This window comes from Propionivibrio soli (assembly GCF_025770765.1).
Classification (GTDB): domain Bacteria; phylum Pseudomonadota; class Gammaproteobacteria; order Burkholderiales; family Rhodocyclaceae; genus Propionivibrio; species Propionivibrio soli.
In genome coordinates, this window is record NZ_JANZKY010000007.1 from 36,860 (window position 1) to 54,521 (window position 17,662).

Annotated in this window: 24 protein-coding genes; 17 read left to right on the forward strand and 7 right to left on the reverse strand. The window is 61.5% G+C overall.

Annotation, left to right across the window (positions count from 1 at the left end):
* Positions 1-22: 22 nt before the first annotated feature.
* From NZ453_RS09440 to draG, 3 genes are all read left to right on the forward strand, one after another.
* Complete coding sequence (locus NZ453_RS09440; protein ID WP_263770298.1) at positions 23-310, forward strand: 4Fe-4S binding protein; 288 nt, start codon at positions 23-25, stop codon at positions 308-310.
* Between the two features lie 79 nt (positions 311-389).
* Positions 390-677 carry a 2Fe-2S iron-sulfur cluster-binding protein gene (locus NZ453_RS09445; RefSeq protein ID WP_263770299.1) on the forward strand — a complete coding sequence of 96 codons (288 nt, stop codon included), beginning with the start codon at positions 390-392 and terminating at the stop codon, positions 675-677.
* A gap of 6 nt (positions 678-683) precedes the next feature.
* Positions 684-1,637: an ADP-ribosyl-[dinitrogen reductase] hydrolase gene (draG, locus tag NZ453_RS09450; RefSeq protein WP_263770300.1), complete on the forward strand. Its 954-nt coding sequence runs from the start codon at positions 684-686 to the stop codon at positions 1,635-1,637.
* On the opposite strand, the gene msrA is transcribed toward draG, so the two are convergent.
* The 4 genes from msrA to NZ453_RS09470 form a co-directional block, all read right to left on the reverse strand.
* Entirely contained in the window at positions 1,611-2,270 is a 660-nt protein-coding gene (msrA, locus tag NZ453_RS09455; protein WP_263770301.1) for a peptide-methionine (S)-S-oxide reductase MsrA, read from the reverse strand. The genes draG and msrA overlap by 27 nt on opposite strands.
* A 56-nt stretch (positions 2,271-2,326) precedes the next feature.
* On the reverse strand, positions 2,327-2,596 hold the full coding sequence (locus tag NZ453_RS09460; protein WP_263770302.1) for a pentapeptide MXKDX repeat protein: 270 nt from the start codon (positions 2,594-2,596) through the stop codon (positions 2,327-2,329).
* Between the two features lie 71 nt (positions 2,597-2,667).
* Positions 2,668-3,453, reverse strand: coding sequence for a molybdopterin-dependent oxidoreductase (locus tag NZ453_RS09465; RefSeq protein WP_263770303.1), 786 nt, complete (start codon positions 3,451-3,453; stop codon positions 2,668-2,670).
* An 8-nt stretch (positions 3,454-3,461) separates the two neighbouring features.
* Positions 3,462-4,079 (reverse strand): cytochrome b/b6 domain-containing protein, encoded by a 618-nt coding sequence (locus NZ453_RS09470; protein ID WP_263770304.1) that lies wholly within the window; start codon positions 4,077-4,079, stop codon positions 3,462-3,464.
* 168 nt (positions 4,080-4,247) lie between these two features.
* On the opposite strand from NZ453_RS09470, the gene NZ453_RS09475 reads away from it, so the two are divergent.
* Together NZ453_RS09475 and NZ453_RS09480 are read left to right on the forward strand one after the other, a co-directional pair.
* On the forward strand, positions 4,248-4,820 hold the full coding sequence (locus NZ453_RS09475; protein ID WP_263770305.1) for a sigma-70 family RNA polymerase sigma factor: 573 nt from the start codon (positions 4,248-4,250) through the stop codon (positions 4,818-4,820).
* Positions 4,817-5,458 (forward strand): DUF1109 domain-containing protein, encoded by a 642-nt coding sequence (locus tag NZ453_RS09480; RefSeq protein ID WP_263770306.1) that lies wholly within the window; start codon positions 4,817-4,819, stop codon positions 5,456-5,458. Before NZ453_RS09475 ends, NZ453_RS09480 begins: the two co-directional genes overlap by 4 nt.
* 42 nt (positions 5,459-5,500) lie before the next feature.
* On the opposite strand, the gene NZ453_RS09485 is transcribed toward NZ453_RS09480, so the two are convergent.
* Positions 5,501-6,409: an NAD(+)--dinitrogen-reductase ADP-D-ribosyltransferase gene (locus NZ453_RS09485; protein WP_263770307.1), complete on the reverse strand. Its 909-nt coding sequence runs from the start codon at positions 6,407-6,409 to the stop codon at positions 5,501-5,503.
* Positions 6,410-6,519: 110 nt separating this feature from the next.
* Here NZ453_RS09485 and nifH point away from each other — a divergent pair, with 110 nt between their 5' ends.
* From nifH to NZ453_RS09525, 8 genes are all read left to right on the forward strand, one after another.
* Positions 6,520-7,410: a nitrogenase iron protein gene (gene nifH / locus NZ453_RS09490; protein WP_263770308.1), complete on the forward strand. Its 891-nt coding sequence runs from the start codon at positions 6,520-6,522 to the stop codon at positions 7,408-7,410.
* Between the two features lie 85 nt (positions 7,411-7,495).
* A complete protein-coding gene (gene nifD, locus NZ453_RS09495) occupies positions 7,496-8,980 on the forward strand; it encodes a nitrogenase molybdenum-iron protein alpha chain (RefSeq protein ID WP_263770309.1) in 1,485 nt (494 codons plus the stop codon).
* Between the two features lie 68 nt (positions 8,981-9,048).
* On the forward strand, positions 9,049-10,614 hold the full coding sequence (nifK, locus tag NZ453_RS09500) for a nitrogenase molybdenum-iron protein subunit beta (protein ID WP_263770310.1): 1,566 nt from the start codon (positions 9,049-9,051) through the stop codon (positions 10,612-10,614).
* 107 nt (positions 10,615-10,721) lie between these two features.
* A complete protein-coding gene (gene nifT / locus NZ453_RS09505; protein WP_263770311.1) occupies positions 10,722-10,943 on the forward strand; it encodes a putative nitrogen fixation protein NifT in 222 nt (73 codons plus the stop codon).
* Positions 10,944-10,970: 27 nt separating this feature from the next.
* A complete protein-coding gene (locus tag NZ453_RS09510) occupies positions 10,971-11,168 on the forward strand; it encodes a 4Fe-4S binding protein (protein WP_263770312.1) in 198 nt (65 codons plus the stop codon).
* A 97-nt stretch (positions 11,169-11,265) separates the two neighbouring features.
* A complete protein-coding gene (locus tag NZ453_RS09515; RefSeq protein WP_263770313.1) occupies positions 11,266-11,982 on the forward strand; it encodes a dinitrogenase iron-molybdenum cofactor biosynthesis protein in 717 nt (238 codons plus the stop codon).
* Complete coding sequence (locus NZ453_RS09520) at positions 11,979-12,269, forward strand: DUF6129 family protein (protein WP_263770314.1); 291 nt, start codon at positions 11,979-11,981, stop codon at positions 12,267-12,269. Before NZ453_RS09515 ends, NZ453_RS09520 begins: the two co-directional genes overlap by 4 nt.
* Positions 12,266-13,255 (forward strand): hypothetical protein, encoded by a 990-nt coding sequence (locus NZ453_RS09525; protein WP_263770315.1) that lies wholly within the window; start codon positions 12,266-12,268, stop codon positions 13,253-13,255. The genes NZ453_RS09520 and NZ453_RS09525 overlap by 4 nt, the downstream gene beginning before the upstream one ends.
* Before the next feature lie 81 nt (positions 13,256-13,336).
* On the opposite strand, the gene NZ453_RS09530 is transcribed toward NZ453_RS09525, so the two are convergent.
* Positions 13,337-14,161 carry a DUF3014 domain-containing protein gene (locus NZ453_RS09530; protein ID WP_263770316.1) on the reverse strand — a complete coding sequence of 275 codons (825 nt, stop codon included), beginning with the start codon at positions 14,159-14,161 and terminating at the stop codon, positions 13,337-13,339.
* 301 nt (positions 14,162-14,462) lie between these two features.
* Between NZ453_RS09530 and NZ453_RS09535 the strand changes: the two genes are divergently transcribed.
* The 4 genes from NZ453_RS09535 (at position 14,463) to NZ453_RS09550 (ending at position 16,993) form a co-directional block, all read left to right on the forward strand.
* Positions 14,463-14,963 carry a DUF1993 domain-containing protein gene (locus NZ453_RS09535; protein ID WP_263770317.1) on the forward strand — a complete coding sequence of 167 codons (501 nt, stop codon included), beginning with the start codon at positions 14,463-14,465 and terminating at the stop codon, positions 14,961-14,963.
* Positions 14,964-15,149: 186 nt separating this feature from the next.
* Positions 15,150-15,527 (forward strand): hypothetical protein, encoded by a 378-nt coding sequence (locus NZ453_RS09540; RefSeq protein WP_263770318.1) that lies wholly within the window; start codon positions 15,150-15,152, stop codon positions 15,525-15,527.
* A 71-nt stretch (positions 15,528-15,598) separates the two neighbouring features.
* Positions 15,599-16,342, forward strand: coding sequence for an SDR family oxidoreductase (locus NZ453_RS09545; RefSeq protein WP_263770319.1), 744 nt, complete (start codon positions 15,599-15,601; stop codon positions 16,340-16,342).
* A gap of 144 nt (positions 16,343-16,486) precedes the next feature.
* On the forward strand, positions 16,487-16,993 hold the full coding sequence (locus NZ453_RS09550) for a GNAT family N-acetyltransferase (RefSeq protein ID WP_263770320.1): 507 nt from the start codon (positions 16,487-16,489) through the stop codon (positions 16,991-16,993).
* A gap of 121 nt (positions 16,994-17,114) precedes the next feature.
* On the opposite strand, the gene NZ453_RS09555 is transcribed toward NZ453_RS09550, so the two are convergent.
* Positions 17,115-17,657 (reverse strand): hemerythrin domain-containing protein, encoded by a 543-nt coding sequence (locus tag NZ453_RS09555; protein WP_263770321.1) that lies wholly within the window; start codon positions 17,655-17,657, stop codon positions 17,115-17,117.
* Between the last annotated feature and the right edge of the window lie 5 nt (positions 17,658-17,662).

Consider the following 17,662-nt stretch of genomic DNA (forward strand, 5'->3'; position numbering starts at 1 on the left):
GTCGTTATCGAAAGGATGCTCCATGGCGCTGAAGATCGTCGATGCATGCGTCAACTGCTGGGCTTGCGAACCGCTGTGTCCCAACGGCGCGATACACGCCGCGCGGCCCCATTTCCTGATCGATGCCGGAATGTGCACCGAATGCGCAGGCGACCATGCCGATCCTCAGTGCGCCGAGATTTGCCCAGTGGAAGGAGCGATCCTCGACGCGAACAACGAACCGACGAACCCGCCGGGGTCGTTGACCGGCATTCCTCCCGCGGTCTGGGCGGCCGCGCTGGCCGCGACCGCCGTCGGGAGTTCACGATGATCGCGATGGCCGGGGCGGTTCTGCTGCATTTCGGGAGTACCCCGTTTCCCTTCTTCATTCTGCAATCGAGGAGCTATCCATGCCCCGGGCGAAAGTGACCTTCGAAGACATTGGCGTGACTGTCGACGTGCCGGCCGGGACGCGGCTCATCGAAGTGTCCGAACGCGTGGGCGCCGGCATCGTCTATGGCTGCCGTGAAGGCGAGTGCTGCACCTGCCTGACCCGCATCATCGACGGCTACGGCAACCTGGCGGCACCATCGGTGCTCGAGGATCAGGTTCTGAAGGACAATCTTGCGCCGCGTCATCACCGCCTCGCGTGCCAGGCACAGGTACTCGGCGGGGAGGTCGTCGTCGAGCCCGGATGATCCTGAATGGGTCTGAGTGATTCGCCGGGAGGCGTTGGGCTGAATCCCCGCATCGTATCCCGTGCCCAGGCCGCCTATCTCGGCGTCGCGCTTGGCGACGCCCTCGGAGCAACGGTCGAGTTCATGACGCCGGGCGAGATTCGACGTCAGCATGGCGTGCATCGGGAGATGCGGGGCGGTGGTTGGCTCGGTCTCAAGGTGGGGCAGGTAACCGACGACACGGCGATGTCGCTGGCGCTGGGCAAAGCGATTCTTGCCAATGGCGGTCGGGTCGAGCCACTCGCATGCGCCCAAGCCTTCGATGCCTGGATGCGGAGCAAGCCGATCGACATCGGTAACACGGTGCGCCGCAACCTCGTGGCCTTCCGCCGCAGCGGCAACCCGGTCGCGGCACCGTCCGAACATGACGCCGGCAACGGCGCCGCGATGCGAGTTCTACCGGCTGCGCTGGCGACCTTGGAGCGGCCGGAGTTTGAGGTGATGTCCGCCGTTTGCGCGCAGGCGCATGTCACGCACAACAATCCATCCTCCGACGCCGCGTGCGCATTCCTCGCCTTCACCGTGCAGGACTTCGTTCACGGCGAGTCTCTGCGTGCAGTGTATCGGCACCGAGTGGCGCCGTTCGTCGCCGCGCATCCCGAGTTCGCCTTTCGCCGCCGGCGCCGGGTAAACCCGAGCGGATGGATCGTCGAGACGATGCAGGTCGTCATGCAGTCGCTGCTCGATACCGACAGCTTCGAGGATTGCGTTGTGGATGCCGCCAACCGCGGTGGCGATGCAGACACCACGGCGGCAATCGCCGGCATGCTCGCCGGTGCGCTCTATGGCCTGGATTCGCTTCCGGTGAGGTGGCTCGTCGCGCTCGATCCACACGTGCGCCGTGAGTGCGGCGAGCAAGCGTCGGCGCTGCTCGCCTGCGCCGACACGAGCGCGTCATCGTGCGCCCGTCGGCCGGTATAAATCAGGGAAGCGTTGGCGCAAGAGGTCCAGTTTGGGCAAATCGTTGATCACGATGTACGGCTGGTTCGGGTGTTGCGCCAGATAATCCTGGTGATACGCCTCCGCCGGGAAGAATTCCTTCAGCGGCGTGATCTCCGTGACAATCCGGCTCTTGAAGGTCTTCGCACCCGCCAAATCACGGACATAGTCCTCCGTGAGCTGCCGTTGTTCGGGTCCGGTGTAGAAAACGGCGGAACGGTACTGACTGCCGTAGTCCGGACCCTGCCGGTTCAACTGCGTCGGATCGTGCGCCACATTGAAGAAAACGCCGAGGAGCTGTCCGTACGTAACCTGCGCCGGGTCGAAGCGGACTCTCACGGCTTCGGCATGGCCGGTGTTTCCGCCGCTGACGCGATCGTAGGTCGCAGTATCGGCGGAACCTCCCGCATATCCGGATTCCACCCCGGATACGCCTTTCACGTGGCGAAAGACAGCGTCGACGCCCCAGAAACAGCCGCCGGCGAAAACGGCGGTCTGGAACGGTTCGACGCCGTTGCTTGCACTTGCGCCGGCGGCCGGAGCGGAGATGGCGAGCGTCACGGCGATCGCGACGGCCGTCGTTATTGCCGCCCGCGCGGAGATTCGGTGATTCATGTTGGTGTCCTCCAAGCAATGGCCGCTTCGAGCGATGTGTCGAAGCGGCCGGCCGGCTATTTCTTCATCATCTCGTCCTTGCCCATGGCATCCTTTTTCATTCCATCTTTCGCCATACCATCTTGCTTCATGTTGTCCTTCTTCATGTTGTCGTGCCCCATGGCGTCTTTCTTCATTTCACCTTTTGCCATGGTGTCTTTCTTCATTGCATCTTTCGACATCTCATCCTTCTTCATCGCGTCGTCGGCAAAGGCGCTTCCGCCGGCGAGCAATGCCGTGCACATCAGAACCGAGCTGGCAGTCTTGGTGATCGTTTTCAATTTCATGATGAACTCCTCAAGTGGATCGAAGATGAATGGCACGGTGGCCGCATATCCGGGGCATCGGAACGTAGCGTTCAGATGCCGCCGAACCAGTTGTACCCCTGGTCTTCCCAGTAACCGCCGGGGTAGGTGTTGGTGACGAAGATGGCTTGAATGTGCTTCGGGTTCTTGTAGCCGAGCTTGGTCGGCATGCGCAGCTTCATGGGAAAGCCATAGCGCCGAGGCAAGGTCTGCCCGTCGTAAGTCAAGGCCAAGAGCGTTTGCGGATGCAGCGCGGTGGGCATGTCGATGCTTGTGTAGTAGTCATCGGCGCATTTGAAGCCCACGTATCGGGCGGAGAGGTCGGCGCCGACGCGGCGCAGAAAATCGGCGAACGGCACGCCTCCCCACTTGCCGATGGCGCTCCATCCTTCGACGCATATGTGCCGGGTGACCTGATCGGTTTGCGGCATGGCGCGCAACTCGGCGAGGGTCCAACGCCGGTTGTCCGCAACGAGCCCGCTGATCTCAAGGCGGAACGACGATTCCTCGACCTCCGGCGCCTGGTCCTCAGCGTAGAAGGCGTTGAAAGGGAACGGGCGGGTGATCTCGGATTCTGCGTACGTTGGTGCCAGCCGAGTCGGGTCGAACAGCCATCCTTGGACTTTGTCATTGAATCGGGAGATTCGACGCAATGCGGTTTCGACGTCGTTCTCGCCGACGATGGTGCAGCCACTCAGCAGCGAGAGACCACCGAGGCTGAGCGAACTCCGCAAGAAACGCCGGCGAAGGGGCGAATCAAGGCGGCGCGAGACTTCTTGGCGCAGACCGGCAAGCACGTCGTCGCTATGACCAATGAGCGGTTTTGAGAGACGGGACATAGCTTCCTCTAGCGGTCGAAGATCATCGTGCGCAACGTGCGCGGAACGAGCGCGATCATCGCGAGATGGACGGCGACGAACGTAGTCAGTGCCGTCATGGCGCCGAAGTGAACGCGACGTGCCGACTCATAACCGCCAAGCAGTTCGCGCAGGATGGGAAACTGCACGGACTTCCAGAGCACGAGGCCCGAGAGAACGAGAATCGCGATGTCGACAATGACGAAGAGGTAAGCCGCGCGCTGCACGGCGTTGTAATGTCGCGGGTCGGTATGGGATAGCCGTCCCTTCAGGGCGGCAACAGCGTCGGCGGCCAACTCGTGCAATGGCAGCGGGAAAAAGCGGCGGGCGAATCGGCCGCTGGCGATATTGCAGGCGAGGTACAACGCGCCGTTGCCAACGACCAGCCACATGGCCGCAAAATGCCATTGCAGAGCACCGGCCAACCAGCCGCCGAGCGTCATCGGATTTGGAATGGCGAAGCCGAGAAACGGATCGGCGTTATAAATTCGCCACCCGCTCATCACCATGAGGACGATCGCAACGGCGTTGATCCAATGCATTGCGCGCAGCCAGCGCGGATGGACCCGAGCCATCGAACCGCTTGTTTCGTCGATTTCGTTCGTCATCGCTTCCGTCCTCCAAAGCCGTCGTTTTTCAGGAACCAAACCGTTTGCGGGTTGCCCATTCGTCGCGTATGCAGGTTAGTTCGGCGAGAGTTGGCGATCGGTTACATGCCTGAGTCTTTTTTTCGATCGCGTGCCGTTTGTTTCGCTTGCATGTAACCAGAGGGGCCCATGCAACGAATTGACAAAGAAGAGGTGTTACGGGCGAAAGAGGCGCGTCTGCGGCAACTCATGCTTGACGGGATGGCCGGCGATTCGGCGGCGTACCGCAGCTTTCTCAAGGAGCTCAGTACGCACCTGCGCGCCTTCCTGCGCAAACGGCTTTCCCGCCTGCCTGACGAAGTGGAGGATTTGGTGCAGGAATCGCTGCTCGCCATACACAACCAGCGCCATACGTACGATGCCGCCCAGCCCTTGTCGGCCTGGGTGCAGGCGATTGCTCGCTACAAGCTGGTCGATTATCTGCGCCGGCATGCAACAAAGGATGCGTTGACGGAGACCTTGGACGAGGGAATGGACGTCTTCCTGGCGACCGATGTGGCGGCAGCCGATGCGCGGCGGGATGTCTTGCAGTTGCTCGATGCCTTGCCGGACGGACAGCGGCTTCCCATAATCCAGACCAAGATTGAAGGGCTCTCGGTCAAGGAAGCGGCCCAGCGGAGCGGCATGTCGGAATCGGCGGTGAAAGTCGCCGTTCACCGTGGGCTGAAAGCACTGGCGGCACGGATGCGAGGTGAGCGATGAAAACCGACGACTTGATCGACTTTCTCGCGGCAGGGGATTGTAGGGTGGAATCGCATGCGCTAGCGCGCCGTTTCGTGCCGGCGATCGGGTTGGGCATGCTCGCCGCCGCCCTGATGATGGTAGCGCTGTTGGGCGTCCGCCGGGATCTCGCCGAGGCGATGACAGTTCCCGAATTCTGGGTCAAGGCGGGATTCGTCGTCGCCCTGGCGGCGGCGTGCCTTGCGGCGATGCCCCGCGTCTCACGCCCTGGAGTGCCGCTGGCGTGGGCTCTGTGTTTGGTTGCGGCACCCCCGCTCGTGCTCTGGGTTGCGGCTGCCGCCATGTTGGTCGACCTCGATCCTGCTCAGCGGGCCGCGGTAGTTCTTGGGCAGACATGGAAGTCCTGTCCATTCCTTATCGCGCTCCTGTCGTTGCCCCCCTTTCTCGGCATTCTGTGGGCGATGCGGGGATTGGCCCCGACGCGTCTTCGATTGGCGGGGGCGCTCGGCGGGTTTTTGTCAGGGGCGCTGGCCGCCTGCGTCTATTCGCTTCATTGCCCGGAATTGGCCGCCCCATTCGTCGCCACCTGGTATCTCCTAGGCATATCCATTCCTGCTCTTGCCGGTGCGTTGTTCGGACCGGTGCTATTGCGCTGGTAAGGCAAGCGGTCTTCGCTGGTGCGCCGCACGTCGCGGACATGCCTACAGCGTATCGATCGCGACTTCGTAGACGCCGCCGACGACCAGATACTCTTGTTCGCTCTTGAGTACGCCCGGTAGCAGGTCGCAGCCGAAAAACACCTTCTCCGTCGGCACGCGGGCTGTCAGGATGTAGTCGCCGAATTCGCCGGCGCGCTCACGCGAGGCGGTAAAGGAGACGAGGTTGTTGAGGAGAACGACCTGGCGTCGTCGGCTCCCCGTCATCACTTCGTGTTCGTCGATGCGGTTGATGCCCCGGTAAAGCTCGACGCTCGATCTCGGAACGCCGGCATCCGCGGAGCGCCGGCTGTATTCGTATTGGCCGTAGGCGTAGACGAGATCGAGCTGGCTCTCCAGCGCGTTTGTTCCGTACAGGCCGGCCGATCGCATCTCCTGATAGCGCAGGTAGGGCGCGCTGGAGAAATCGCGCAGCGGTTCGGCATGGAAGCGCGGGACGAGGCCGAAGCGCGATTCCACCCAACCCTTGAGCACGGCGCCTTCGCGGCCGTCCGAATCGAAACTCCACCCGCGCAGTACCCGCAGCCAATTGGCGTTGGCCCGGTGGCGACTACGTTCGTTGAGACCAGCCTTGTCGAGCTGTTCAAGGCAGAAATGGACCGTCAGGTAATCGCGGAACGCCTCGGCGCGGCGGGTTTTGTCATCGATCGTATCGAGGCGGCGAAAAAGGTCGGCGTGTAACTCGCCGACGCCGTCGAGATGGAGCGGCTTGGGAAAGCGTTGGAAGGTCAGGCTTCCGAGTATGACGGGCGGGACGTTGCAACGATTGATCGGCAGGCGCGCGTAACGCGGAAGGGTGGCGTCGTCATTGTCGGTACCGCGACAAAACCGCTTGTCATTGTCGGGTTCGTGCGTTTTGCCAAGTGCCGCGCCAGGCGTTCTTTCCTCATTCATTTCAAAGCCTTATCTGAATTCCATTGTGGTGGCATGGTCTTTGCGGCCCATTGATCGGGAACGGGAACCGTCCTGGCCCCGAGCGAATTTCAGACAGAGGAGATTGCATCATGGCAAAGCTGCGTCAGGCCGCTATTTATGGCAAAGGTGGCATCGGCAAGTCAACCACCACCCAGAATCTCGTTGCCGCGTTGGCCGAGGCCGGCCAGAAGGTAATGATCGTCGGATGCGATCCGAAAGCAGACTCGACGCGTCTGATTCTGCACAGCAAGGCGCAGACGACGGTCATGCACCTGGCGGCGGAAGCGGGCTCGGTCGAGGACCTCGAACTCGAAGACGTGCTCGCCGTCGGGTATGGCGGCGTCAAGTGCGTCGAATCGGGCGGACCGGAACCCGGCGTCGGCTGCGCCGGCCGGGGCGTCATTACCGCGATCAACTTCCTGGAGGAAGAGGGCGCCTACGACGAGGACCTGAACTTCGTCTTCTACGACGTGCTCGGCGACGTGGTGTGCGGCGGCTTCGCCATGCCGATCCGCGAGAACAAGGCGCAGGAAATCTACATCGTCGTCTCCGGCGAGATGATGGCCATGTACGCGGCCAACAACATCGCCAAGGGCATCGTGAAGTACGCGAACTCGGGCAGCGTGCGCCTCGCCGGCTTGATCTGCAACAGCCGCAAGACCGACCGCGAGGACGAACTGATCGAGGCGCTGGCCGCCAAACTCGGCACTCAGATGATCCATTTCGTCCCGCGCGACAACGTTGTCCAGCACGCTGAAATCCGCCGCATGACCGTCATCGAATACGATCCCAAGGCGAAGCAGGCCGACGAATACCGGGCGCTCGCGCGCAAGATCATCGACAACAAGAAGTTCGTGATACCGACGCCGCTCGAAATGGAAGAGCTCGAAGACCTCCTGATGGAGTTCGGGATCATGGACGCCGAAGACGAAACCATCATCGGCAAGACGGCCGCGGAGTTGGCGGCTGAGGCGGCCTGATCGGCGGCTGCGTTCAAACAGGAATCTGTTTTTCATAACGGCGCCGTGTCGGACTGAAGACCGCCGCCCGGACAGGAGAAGCAAAATGGGTTTGCTCAATCGCGAAGAAGCCGAAGCCCTCATCCAGGAGGTGCTCGAGGTTTATCCCGAGAAGGCCAAGAAGGACCGTGCCAAGCATCTGATGGTCAACGACAAGACGCTCGAGTCGGCCAAGAAGTGCATCACCTCGAACCGCAAGTCGGTGCCCGGTGTGATGACGCAGCGCGGTTGCGCCTACGCCGGTGCCAAGGGCGTCGTCTGGGGTCCGTTCAAGGACATCATCGACATCTCGCACGGCCCGATCGGCTGCGGTCAGTATTCGCGCGGTGGGCGCCGCAACTACTACTCCGGCATCGCCGGCGTCGATTCCTTCTGCGACATGATGTTTTCGTCCGACTTTCAGGAGAAGGACGTCGTGTTCGGTGGCGACAAGAAGCTCGCCAAGCTGATCGACGAGGTCGAATCGCTGTTCCCGCTTTCCAAGGCGCTTTCCGTGCAGTCCGAGTGCCCGATCGGCCTCATCGGCGACGACATTGAGGCCGTCTCCAAGAAGAAGGCCGTGGAGATCGGCAAGACGATCGTGCCGGTGCGCTGCGAGGGTTTCCGCGGTGTATCGCAATCGCTCGGCCACCACATTTCCAACGACGCGTTGCGCGACTGGATGCTCTCCAACCGCGACGGCAAACTCGAACCGGGTGGCCCGTACGACGTGGCGATTCTCGGCGACTACAACATCGGCGGCGACGCCTGGGCATCGCGCATCCTGCTCGAGGAAATGGGGCTTAACGTCGTTGCTCAGTGGTCCGGCGACGGCACGGTCGCCGAGATCGAGAACACACCGAAGGTCAAGCTCAACCTCCTGCATTGCTACCGGTCGATGAACTACATCGCGCGGCACATGGAGGAGAAATACGGAATTCCGTGGCTCGAATACAACTTCTTCGGACCGACCAAGATCGCGGAGAGCCTGCGCGAGATTGCCTCGCATTTCGACGATACGATCAAGGAAGGCGCCGAGCGCGTCATCGCCAAGTACCAGCCGGCGATGGACGCGATCATCGCCAAATTCAAACCGCGTCTGCAGGGCAAGAAGGTGATGCTCTACGTCGGTGGCCTGCGTCCGCGCCACACCGTGGGTGCGTACGAAGACCTCGGCATGGAGGTGGTCGGCGCCGGCTATGAGTTTGCGCACAACGACGACTACGACCGCACGATCAAGGAAATGAAGGACGCCACCCTGATCTACGACGACGCGACCGGCTATGAGCTGGAGGAGTTCGTGCGCCAGATCAAGCCCGATCTCGTCGGCTCCGGCATCAAGGAGAAGTACGCCTTTCACAAGATGGGCGTTCCGTTCCGCCAGATGCACTCGTGGGACTACTCCGGCCCGTATCACGGCTACGACGGCTTCGCGGTGTTCGCCCGCGACATGGACATGGCGGTCAACAACCCGTGCTGGACGCTGTTCAAGGCGCCGTGGGAGAAACCGGCCGAGGCCACGAACGAAGATACCGAAGCCCTGGTGGCCTGAGCTCCCTCTCGAATTTCACTCAACTTGTGTCCAGTCCGCGGATGAGCGGCCGGGCAGAGGAGACCCTGATGCAAGTCGCAGACGATATCAAACCGTGTTTCCCGCTCTTCAACTCGGACGAATACCAGAATGTGCTCGCGCGGAAACGAACCTACGAAGAGCGCGTGCCGGACGACAAGGTGGCCGAGACGTTCGAATGGACGACGACCCAGGAGTACCAGGACCTCAACTTCGCGCGCCAGTCGCTGACGATCAATGCGGCCAAGGCCTGTCAGCCGCTCGGTGGCGCACTGTGCGGTCTCGGCTTCGAGAAGACGATGGTGTACATCCACGGCTCGCAAGGTTGCGTGGCTTACTTCCGCACTTACTTCAACCGTCACTTCAAGGAGCCGATCGCCTTCATCGCCGACTCGATGACCGAGGACGCCGCGGTATTCGGTGGCCAGAAGAACGTGCATGAAGGCCTGCAGAACGCCACGAAACTCTATGACGCGAAGATGATCGCCGTGTGCACCACCTGTATCGCCGAAGTCATCGGCGACGACCTCGGCGCCTTCATCGGCAACGCGCGCAAGGAGGGCTACGTCGACAAGGACTTCCCGATTCCCTACGCCAACACGCCGTCCTTTGTCGGCTCGCACGTGACGGGCTGGGACAACATGTTCGAAGGGATCATGCGCTACTTCACCCTCAATACCATGGAGGGCAAGGCGCCAGGACAGAACGGCAAGATCAACATCGTGCCGGGCTTCGAAACCTACCTTGGCAACTACCGCGTGATCAAGCGCTACCTGAATGAGATGGGCGTCGACTACACCTACCTCTGCGACCCGGAGGACGTGCTCGATACGCCGGCCACCGGCGAATACCACATGTACGCCGGCGGCACGACGATCGACGAGGTGAAGGATGCGCCGAACGCCATCACCACCTTCATGCTGCAATCGACGACGCTGGAGAAGACCAAGAAATTCATCGAGAACACATGGAACCACGAGATCCCCAAACTCAGCATCCCGATGGGCGTCGAGTGGACCGACCAGTTCCTGATGAAGGTTTCGGAAGTCACGGGCAAGCCGGTGGCACCGTCGGTCACCAAGGAGCGCGGCCGCCTCATCGACATGATGACGGACTCGCACCAGTGGCTGCACGGCAAGAAGATGGCCGTTTTCGGCGACCCGGATTTCGTCATGGGCCTGACGAAGTTCATGCTCGAACTGGGCATCGAGCCGACGCACATCGTCGTCCATAACAGCAACAAGCGCTGGGAAAAGGCAATGAAGAAGGTGCTCGAAACCTCGCCCTATGGTGTGCACGCCAAGCTGTATCCGGGATGCGACCTGTGGCACCTGCGCAGCCTGTGCTTCACCGACAAGCCGGATTTCGTCGTCGGCAGCAGTTACGGCAAGTTCATCCAGCGCGACACGCTGTACAAGGGGCCGGAATTCGAGGTGCCGCTGATCCGCCTCGGTTTCCCGATCTTCGATCGGCATCACCTGCACCGCATGACGACGCTCGGCTACGAAGGCGGGATGTACATCCTCACCACCTTGGTCAACGCCGTGCTCGAAAACCTCGATCAGAAAACGAAACTGCTCGGCAAAACCGACTACAACTTCGATCTGGTGCGTTAGGAACCTCAGGCGATGGGGGAACGACCCGGAGCACCTCGCCGCGGCGTTGGCCGGCCAACAACCCGATGCCAGCCGAAGAAGTTGCACCGGGGAGAAAGGAAAGCCGCATGGCGAACATCATGATCCGCAAGGGCGACCGAGGCTATGTCTTCTACATGCCCAAGCGGGACATCGAAGACTCGATCGTGGCGATGGAATTCGATACGCCCGAGAAGTGGGGCGGTGAGATTCGCCTCGGCAACGGCGGCATCTACTACATCGAGCCGCAAGAAGCGCCGACGCGGCTGCCGTATTCGGTGCGCGCCAAACGCATCGACGGCGTCGAATGACAAAACTGATTCGAAAGGAGAACCATCATGGCGATGAAGATCACACAGTCGGAGTGCACGTCCTGCGGCGACTGCGTTCCCGTCTGCCCTACCAAGTCGATCACGGAAAAGGGCGGCATCTTCAAGATCAACAAGGAGACCTGCTCGGAGTGCGAGAACGAGTTCGATTCTCCCAAGTGCGTCGATACCTGCCCGGGCGGTGAAACCTGCATCGTCTATCTGTAATCGCGCCGCGTTCTCCGGTGCGCCGAGCGCGATCCGGTGAAACCGCCGGATAGTGTTCTCGCCACAAACGGAGACGGTGTTCCTTCGGAGATTTGTCATGACGGCATCGATGACGCGGGAGGCGGCGTTGCGCCTCGGCATGGCGGCCAGAGAGCTGGGGGACGTAGACGTTCGTGCCTTTGTGCAAGCAGTGGGCGGGAAGCTTGGCCTGCCGCTCACCGAGACCCGGCTGGCCGGGCTGACGGTAGACGATCTGCGTGAAATTCTCGCCGGCAACCATGCCGATGAAGATTGCAAGGTCGGCGTCGAGCCAGAAAAGCTCAAGCGGATCGTGCGCTTGCTGTGGGGAGAGGGGATGGAATACAGCGAGCTGCCGGTTGTCGAGCCGTCGGCTGGCCGGCGCCCGGGGTCGATTCTCGCGGCGTGCGCATCGAATACCGGGGAAGTCCTCGACGGGCATTTCGGATCGTGCGAGCGCTTCCTGGTCTACGAGTTGACGCCGCAAGCGTCACATCTTTTCGCGATCCGGCCGACGCTCGAGGCGGACCATGAGGAAGACCGTAACGCGGCGCGCGCGGCGTTGATTGCCGATTGCGACGTGCTTTTCGTGCAGTCGATCGGCGGTCCGGCGGCGGCGAAAGTGGTCCGTGCCGGCGTGCATCCCGTTAAGGTGCCGCGCCCGGAATCCGCGCGAGCCGTCATTGCCCGCCTGCAATCCGTATTGCCTGCGCCGCCCCCCTGGCTCGCCCGCGTGATGGGCGTGCCGGCCGTCTCGCTGCAGAAATACCAGTCGTCGCTCGAGGAAGCCGCGTGATCGAGCCGACGTTGCTCGACGCCGTGCTCGCCAGCGTCGAGGCCGAGGCCCGAATTAGTGCCGGCGAAGCGGACGACGTGCTCGTCAACGAATTGCGAGCGGCATACCCTACCGTGCATTTCTCAGTCTGCTCCGACGATGACGTCCCGGGGCGAATGCCGTGTGCGGCCGAGAACACTGTGTGCCGCATCTACTACCTGACATCGGCCGGCCACTGCATCTCCTTCGCCGCGGATGCCGAGAACGCAAGCGGTTTGCTGGTTGCACGCATCGACCGGGAAGAATGATGGACAGCCTGGATTCAGTACGGAGAATCGATCTCGATCTTTTTGGCCGCGCGGTCGCTGAACTGTGCGTCCGGCTGCCGGTGGCGGTCGGTCCGGCGGGGCTGGCGCGCGAACTCTCGATGCTCGCGCCAGACCTCGTTTTTCGCGATCTGCTGACGCGTGGCGGGTGGTTCCGGCTCGGTGGCGTCGTCGATACCGCTGGACACCGCGTTGCCGACGACCTTGCCGCCTGGGGCGAGAAGGAACTCTCGCGGCACGGCGACGATCTGCAAGCGCTGTGCGACGCCTATGCCGCCAGCGGGTTGAGGGCGACCCGCCTGATCGGCCGTGCGCATTACCTTGTGGCGCCAACGGGCACGGGGGCCGCCGACTTTGTTCAGGTCGAGATCGAGGAACTACAGGAAGTCGTCAGCCACGAATTATTCACCGAGCGTGAGGTCGCGAGCCTTGAGGAACTCTTCGAGCCGCCACATGGTGCGGAGGTTTCGGCGAGCGACCCGCCTCCCGTGACGCTGCCTTTTTTTACCTTGCGGCGCGTGACCGACATCGGGGCGTTTGCCAAACGCATGGCAACCCGCAAGCCGGAGCCGCAACCGCTGCATCAGTTCCTTCATGCATGGCAGACGAGCAGTGCCGGCAACGCCACGCATTTCTGCAATCACTGGATCGTCGCCGTCCGCGAATACCTGGACTGCTACCGCCAGCCCATTCTGAGCGCCACGCCGGTTGCCGCCATGAACGGATTGCCGCCCCGGTTCGCCGGCGCCTACGGCGCCAGGGGTTTGGCGCTCAGCGACGCATTGCAGCGTTTTGACCGCCAAGCCGGCTATCCGATGGCCTGGTTCTTCCACATGCTGACCACGAAGAGCGTCCCGCACGCAGTCGCCCACGCCGTCGTCGACGACATACAAAGCGGTTTCAGCTATCTCCCCGAGCGCGACGTGAAGGTACTCAAGGACTGGATGCACCGGCCGTACGTGTTCTGACCGGTTTCCGGTACCGGTCGCTAACTCTGGTGCGCGCTGAAAAGGCAGCCTTTCGATAACGGAGATCGGATGGCTCGTTCCCTAATTCTTCAGCGTTTCCTTCGTTCCTTGTGCGACCAACTGACGGATCTCGCGTAACTTTTTCTTGAGCCGCTCGGCGTTGTCGCGGCCGACGCGAATCATTATCTTCTGGCCAGCTGAAAGCGCTTCAAGCTTTTCGTCGGCATAGCGGTAGAGCACTTTGGGCTGCACCAGCCTGAGCGGTTCTACGGGCGTCGGTGCGGCAAGCAGGTCGTCGATGGCCTCGATCAAACGGTCGTTGAAATAGGCGTTCGGATAACCGAGTTCGGCATAGGCACGCTGGAAGAGCGGATAGAACGCGCGATAGACAGCAACCAGCTTGGTGCTATCGACCGCCTCAATGAGCGCCACATGCCTGACGTAGCGCGTACCATTGGCCACGTCGATAGAAAGCTCGTTGCCTTGCCCTTCGGTAATGAGAGACCCGCCGACCCGTTTGATCGGCACGACGCGCGCCGGCAAATATTGGCGCGGCAGGGCGTCAATGGTGGCGACGACATTCCGGATCAGAGCGTCGGGCAAGAGCATTTCTTGCCATGTTCCGCCTAGCACGGTGCGTAGGGCTGCCAGGATCGGCGCATCGCTGTGCTCGAGTTCGGGTAGGGGCGTCTCGCTCCGAGCGTCGGCGAGCGGATGCAAGATCGCCGGCTCGGCCGGTTTTGGGGCCGGCGTGGGCGCGGATATAGGCGGCGATATGGCAGGCGCGGGTGGGACGAAGTCATGTACCAGCGGTGGGGGTTCCTCTTGCTGATTAAACAGCCAGTAAGCAGCAAAGCCGGCACCGAGGGCAATCAAAGACACCGTCAACCAGACTGCTCTGCGCATGATGGAATCTTCCGTGGTGGTTACTGCCGCAGCATAACCTACTTGACGCGAGGAATGCCGGGCTGTGGTGGCTGTCGTTCCCCGCTTTCCGGCAGTGCCGTTGTCGCCTCCAATACGGCTGACCTGTCGGTCTGGGCCCATGCGGCCAAATGACTGAAGGCAATCACGAACTGTTGGATCCTGGCGTGCGTTCAAGAGTGTTTTGTTCTCATATGATGTCCCAATTTGAGGGGCTGGTCGAATCGACGATCCCGTCCTATAGTGCGGCGCTGTTCCACCATTTTTGAGGAGGAGGAAAACAATGTCGATTTCGATGTATCAAGCGAGCGTTCCCGTTTTCGTTCGCATGTTGAAGAACCTTGACGCCATCCTGAGCAAGGCGCAAGTGCATGCCGAAGCCAAGAAGATTGCTTCCGGCGTGTTGCCTGCCACGCGTCTGATCGCCGACATGCTGCCGCTCAGCAAGCAGATCCAGATTGCGACCGACCACGCCAAAGGGGCGCCCGCGCGCTTGGCGCGCACGGAATTGCCGAAGTACGAGGACAACGAGCAGACGATCGACGAACTGAAAGCACGGATTGCGAAGACGATTGCCTTCCTCGAAACCTTCAAACCGGAGCAGATCGACGGTAGTGAGGACGCCGAAATCGCCTTCAAACTCGGTAGCCACGACTTGCAGTTCAAGGGCATCGATTACCTGCTGGGGTTCGCCATGCCGAATTTCTATTTCCATGTGGTCACGGCATACGACATCCTGCGCGCAAACGGAGTGGATATCGGCAAGCGCGACTTCATTGGATAGCGGCGGCTGATTTCTGTTCATTTGCCGGAACTTGGCGGCCAGTATTCCGGTGGCCGCCGTGTTCCGATCACCGGGGTAGAATCAAAAGCCTCTACCCGGGGTGGAATGAAACCCAGAGCCGACCGGAGGCGCAAAGGGGCGAGTAGTCAGCGCTCATTTGCCGGGTGCCGGCTGGTTCTCTCAGTCATGCTACTGCTAGCCATGGAGGGAATGATGTTCAACACCGATGACTTCGATATTCCAACGCTCAAGGAAAAGATGCTGGCTCACTTGGGCGAGGAAGCCGGCGCTTACCCAGCGCAACTCGAAAAACGCTATCCCCGCATTTTGGCCAAGCTCGTTGAGCTTTGGGGGACGCCGCAACTCGACACGTACCTCGATGGACTGTTGGTCGCCGACCGCGACGATCGCCAGGGCTTTCCCGACGACGTCGCGGGCGAACTGTTCAAGCTTTCGATGATCCATACTCAGCGTCGCCCGGCGCCCAGCAAGCCGGTAACGGGTTGGGCGGGTGCGGATGCGGCCGCCGATTTCGATGCTTTCGATCGGCGCTCCAGCCGCTGATACGGCGGCGAATCGCTTCAGCGATACCACAAACCTGCCGCGCTTGGCCCAAATCAAATAGGATCGTTTTCATGACGGATAACATTCAAGGAAAAGTCGTTGTCATTACAGGAGCGAGTAGCGGACTCGGCAAGGCGACGGCCGAACGTCTCTCGGCGGAGGGCGCGACGGTGGTACTCGGAGCACGTCGCCTCGACCGCATCCAGGCCTTGGCCAGCGAGTTGAAAGCGCGGGGCGGCAAGGCGCTCGCCGTGGCGACCGACGTTGTCCAACGTGCCCAGGTCAAGGCGCTCGTCGATACGGCAGTGCGCACTTATGGGTGCATTGATGTGCTGATCAACAACGCCGGCTTGATGCCCAACGCGCCGTTGGAGCGCCTTAAAGTCGACGACTGGGACCAGATGGTCGACGTCAATATCAAGGGCGTCCTGTACGGCATTGCGGCCGCGTTGCCCTACATGAAGGAGCAGAAGTCCGGCCATATCATCAACGTTTCTTCGGTCGCCGGACACAAGATTCGCTCGGGCGCCGCCGTCTATGCGGCGACCAAGCATGCGGTACGTGCTCTCTCGGAAGGCCTGCGGCAAGAAGTGAAGCCGTACAACATCCGCACGACGATCATCTCGCCAGGCGCGGTGGATACCGAGCTGCCCCACAGCATTACGGAGCCCGACGTTGCCGACGCTGTACGCAAGATCTACGAGCACGCGATCCCGGCCGATTCGTTTGCGCGGGCCGTCGTTTTCGCAATGAGTCAGCCGGAAGACGTGGACATCAACGAGATTCTGTTCCGTCCTACCCGTCAGGAATTCTGAGCGTGGCGGATGACGGGCGGATGGCGGCCGGCGAGGTTGTTTGCCGGTCAGGACAGTCGATTGGAAGGCGTGTGCTGAGCAACGAAGAAGGAATTCGTCACCCATTCGTGACTGATTTCGTCACCGATTGCCGGTAGGTCCTGCATGTTCTTGATCCGGCCCTTTCGGCCTAGCGATGCCGAACCGCTGGCCGTCATTTATCGGGACGCTGTACATCAACTCGCGGTCGGCGCGTACGATGCCGAGCAGCGTGCGGCATGGGCGCCCGAGCATGCCGATAAGGCGGCGTGGGCCGGGCGCTTAGCCAACGCCATGGTTCGGGTAGCCGAGGACAAGGGGCAAGCGGTCGGTTTCATCGCCTTCGCGCCCGACGGCCATATCGATTTGCTGTTCACGGCTCCTTCTCACGCGCGCCAAGGTGTTGCCTCGGCGCTATACGGTACGGCGGAAGAGGAGCTGACTGCGATCGGCGCGGATCGGTTGCATACCGAAGCAAGCCTTGTTTCGGAGCCATTCTTTTCCCGCCGCGGATTCCGCATCGTCGAGGAAGAGCAAGTGCTACGGAATGGCGTTCGGTTGCGTCGCTTCCGCATGGAAAAGCAGCTCGCCGTGGTTTCTTCCGATAGCGATTGCGTCGATCAGCGAGGCTGAATGAGGGACGAGGCTCGGGGAACCCTCACGGTTTGTTCCACCTATGAGGTGAAACGTTCTCGTATCGAAGAACGTTCGGCGATCGGTTCAGGGACCGACCCGGACGCCGTCGGATGAACGATTACCCACGGTATGCGGTACTGCGGCGCTCCGTCATGGCCCGGCTCAATGTGGCGATATCTTCCGGTCTTAGCAGCCGCCGCGAGAGTGGTATGAGCCTCTCGTTTTCCTTCGCGATGTGTCGACGGTAGACGTCGGCAAGTGCGTGAACGGCGTCCGCTTCCAGCGCGGCGCTTCTACCCTCGGCGATCAGGCCCAACTGGCCGCGGACTACGTCGAGCGCTGCAGCCATCTGTCTATGATCTTCCAATAGTTCCCGCACGAAGGATTGCACCGTAGCGGTTTCGCTTGCGCCTGCGCGGGCGATCAGCGTCGGGAAAAGATTGCGCTCCTCGTCGGCGTGATGGTTAGGGCCCGCGAGTTCGAAATAGCGCAGCACGTTGCGCGCAGCTTGCCTTGCCTGATCGTCTGCGCCGTGCGGCGGCAGGTAGACAAGGAGCCGTTCGAGCGTTTTCAGTTGCGCCTCGATGCGCTCGTGGCAGGCGGTCAGCATTTCGAGCGGCTCGTCGAGCGAGGGCGCGTGCGGCAAGAGGGAGTCGGTCATGGTCG

Coding starts and splice junctions, on each gene's coding strand:
- NZ453_RS09445 (WP_263770299.1), top strand. CDS start 390: ATGCCCCGGGCGAAAGTGACCTTCGAAGACATTGGCGTGACTGTCGAC.
- nifK (WP_263770310.1), top strand. CDS start 9,049: ATGCAAGTCGCAGACGATATCAAACCGTGTTTCCCGCTCTTCAACTCG.
- NZ453_RS09480 (WP_263770306.1), top strand. CDS start 4,817: ATGAAAACCGACGACTTGATCGACTTTCTCGCGGCAGGGGATTGTAGG.
- msrA (WP_263770301.1), bottom strand. CDS start 2,270: ATGAATCACCGAATCTCCGCGCGGGCGGCAATAACGACGGCCGTCGCG.
- NZ453_RS09545 (WP_263770319.1), top strand. CDS start 15,599: ATGACGGATAACATTCAAGGAAAAGTCGTTGTCATTACAGGAGCGAGT.
- nifT (WP_263770311.1), top strand. CDS start 10,722: ATGGCGAACATCATGATCCGCAAGGGCGACCGAGGCTATGTCTTCTAC.
- NZ453_RS09530 (WP_263770316.1), bottom strand. CDS start 14,161: ATGCGCAGAGCAGTCTGGTTGACGGTGTCTTTGATTGCCCTCGGTGCC.
- NZ453_RS09510 (WP_263770312.1), top strand. CDS start 10,971: ATGGCGATGAAGATCACACAGTCGGAGTGCACGTCCTGCGGCGACTGC.
- NZ453_RS09470 (WP_263770304.1), bottom strand. CDS start 4,079: ATGACGAACGAAATCGACGAAACAAGCGGTTCGATGGCTCGGGTCCAT.
- NZ453_RS09535 (WP_263770317.1), top strand. CDS start 14,463: ATGTCGATTTCGATGTATCAAGCGAGCGTTCCCGTTTTCGTTCGCATG.
- NZ453_RS09460 (WP_263770302.1), bottom strand. CDS start 2,596: ATGAAATTGAAAACGATCACCAAGACTGCCAGCTCGGTTCTGATGTGC.
- nifD (WP_263770309.1), top strand. CDS start 7,496: ATGGGTTTGCTCAATCGCGAAGAAGCCGAAGCCCTCATCCAGGAGGTG.
- NZ453_RS09465 (WP_263770303.1), bottom strand. CDS start 3,453: ATGTCCCGTCTCTCAAAACCGCTCATTGGTCATAGCGACGACGTGCTT.
- NZ453_RS09540 (WP_263770318.1), top strand. CDS start 15,150: ATGCTACTGCTAGCCATGGAGGGAATGATGTTCAACACCGATGACTTC.
- NZ453_RS09485 (WP_263770307.1), bottom strand. CDS start 6,409: ATGAATGAGGAAAGAACGCCTGGCGCGGCACTTGGCAAAACGCACGAA.
- NZ453_RS09440 (WP_263770298.1), top strand. CDS start 23: ATGGCGCTGAAGATCGTCGATGCATGCGTCAACTGCTGGGCTTGCGAA.
- NZ453_RS09555 (WP_263770321.1), bottom strand. CDS start 17,657: ATGACCGACTCCCTCTTGCCGCACGCGCCCTCGCTCGACGAGCCGCTC.
- NZ453_RS09475 (WP_263770305.1), top strand. CDS start 4,248: ATGCAACGAATTGACAAAGAAGAGGTGTTACGGGCGAAAGAGGCGCGT.
- NZ453_RS09525 (WP_263770315.1), top strand. CDS start 12,266: ATGATGGACAGCCTGGATTCAGTACGGAGAATCGATCTCGATCTTTTT.
- nifH (WP_263770308.1), top strand. CDS start 6,520: ATGGCAAAGCTGCGTCAGGCCGCTATTTATGGCAAAGGTGGCATCGGC.
- draG (WP_263770300.1), top strand. CDS start 684: ATGGGTCTGAGTGATTCGCCGGGAGGCGTTGGGCTGAATCCCCGCATC.
- NZ453_RS09550 (WP_263770320.1), top strand. CDS start 16,487: ATGTTCTTGATCCGGCCCTTTCGGCCTAGCGATGCCGAACCGCTGGCC.
- NZ453_RS09515 (WP_263770313.1), top strand. CDS start 11,266: ATGACGGCATCGATGACGCGGGAGGCGGCGTTGCGCCTCGGCATGGCG.